The following is a 2,066-nucleotide window of genomic DNA, read 5'->3' on the forward strand; positions in this document are numbered from 1 at the left end:
AACGTTTTGAAAATTTGTGCAGAAATGGCATTGCTTGCAGAACCATTGTCGCACCACACTAAACTAGGTAAATAATACAAAACTTTCATAAACCACCGTCAGCCATTTTTGTACAAATTTGCTGTTATAAGCCGTTTTTATTTGTGATTTCTGTCGGAAAATAATCTTGCAAAAGACTATGAGTATTACTTTGAAACTGTAATAATTTAATTGCTCTTTCAGTAAAGTCAGTAATTTTAAAATGTTTGTTCACAATAGCTTTCAGTCCTTTATTATTAAATACTGAAAGTGCCTTTACATAATCTTTTCCGTCTATAATCTTATCCAGTTCTAATTTTCTTTTATCGTACCATTCTTGAATTTTTATTTCATTTGAAAATTTCATAAAGTTTTTGTTCACTAAAGCTAGTGTGTTTCCTTTAGAAACGTGAGAGTCTTTAAAGTAGTAGTTGATTTTTGCAGAAACGTAATTGGAAATCTGCAATTCCAATTCTCTTTTAAGTTGCTCTATTATATCGGTTTTAATATGCTGTACTATGGCTTTGTCAAACAATAATTGTTCAGCTAGCAATTCCAAGAAGCTTTCATCTAATAGTAAATTCTCTGGTTCTGTCATCGAGATTGAAAAAACATTTTCAGGTCGTAGTGCTTGTAGCCTGTCTGTGCCATTATGGTCGGCATCAATTATTCCGAAAGCTTTGGTAGTTGAATTAGGTAATTTATTAAATGCTTTCGTATAATTTATAACAGCAAAACAATTGTCAACAGGCGTAATTGTTAAGTCCGGAAATAGAATATTGTAAATTTTCTCATCTATGCTTCCTTTTATTCCCTCACAAAATAAAATATTCTTCCGACTTCCTAATAATTCAAGAAGAAGTGGTTCAGGAAGTTCGTTGTCTGGTATATTTTCAATTTCCCAATTACTTGGGTGGTTAAAACTCCTTATCCATACTTTTTTTGCAGTTCTACTTGTAGCAAAATCTAAGTCGTGAGTAAGGTAAATAAAAATACAATCTTGCCTTTCAAGTTCTAGTATATCCCAGAGTTTCTTAAGTATTGTTTTATGTAAATACATTTCTGGTTCGTCAATGATAATAAAACCCGCTTCAGGAGCCTGAAGTATATGAGCTATTAAATATAACGCAACCTTTTCTCCATCGCTCATTTGATGAGCAGGATATGAAGTTGTTGCCATTAACGGTCTTAATATAATATTGATACCATCCGTACACTCAAGTATACGATGTTGGATAAGTGTATTCCAAATTTTTAAAGCTTTGTCAAGTCTAGTTACAGGAATATCACTTACAACTTGTCCGTTTTGAAGAAGATCGAAATACTTGTTTCTAACAACGCTTCTTTCTGCTAGTAAATTATCTAATAGTACTTGAAATTCTCCTCCAACTTGGGTTAATATGCTATAGGAATTTCCTTGATTTTCAGTTGAATAAGTGACCTTTAGTGACTTGTCAACTGTTTGAGATTGTTGGAGTTTTTGACTTGTGCTATTAAAATTTGAAACACCACTAAAAGTAGGAATAATTAATAATTTCTGTGCTGAAATAACAATACCCGTATTTGGTAGATATTTTTTAAAGTGATTTGATAGAGTTGTTTTGCCACTTCCATTAGCACCAACGGCAACAATATTACTGCTAAAAAAATTGAGCTTTTTAAAGAAGTCTAAGTTGAAGTTTACTTGCTCTAGTTGTTTTTGTAAAGGAACATTTTGACTTTCAATACCATTTCTTATGCTCTCTTTGTTTTGAGGCTGAATAAAAGATAAATTTTGATATTGTCTATATGTAAAGAAATTTAGTGTTTGCGACAAGTCATTCTGAAATTGTTGAATATAGTTTATTGATAAACTTCTTTCAGTTAAGATGTTTTTTACTGTCTCAAAAATAGAAGTTGTCTTATTATGTAGTTCTAGCATCATCTCATCAACTTCACATTCTGTTGAGATTTGTTTGTGTAGTTCGATTTGTTTGATACTAATTTCAATAAAGTCTAGTAGTGCTTCTTTTGTCATATTCTGGTCGGTTCTAAAATAGCTTATAACG

Annotated in this window: 1 protein-coding gene; it reads right to left on the reverse strand. The window is 31.3% G+C overall.

Annotated elements, in window-relative coordinates; all coding sequences use genetic code 11:
- Nucleotides 1-124: 124 nt before the first annotated feature.
- Nucleotides 125-2,066, reverse strand: a 1,942-nt coding sequence (locus ABIB40_RS20555) for an AAA family ATPase (protein ID WP_354361813.1), incomplete at its 5' end; no start/stop codon positions are given.

It is taken from the genome of Pedobacter sp. UYP30 (assembly GCF_040547165.1).
Lineage (GTDB): Bacteria > Bacteroidota > Bacteroidia > Sphingobacteriales > Sphingobacteriaceae > Pedobacter.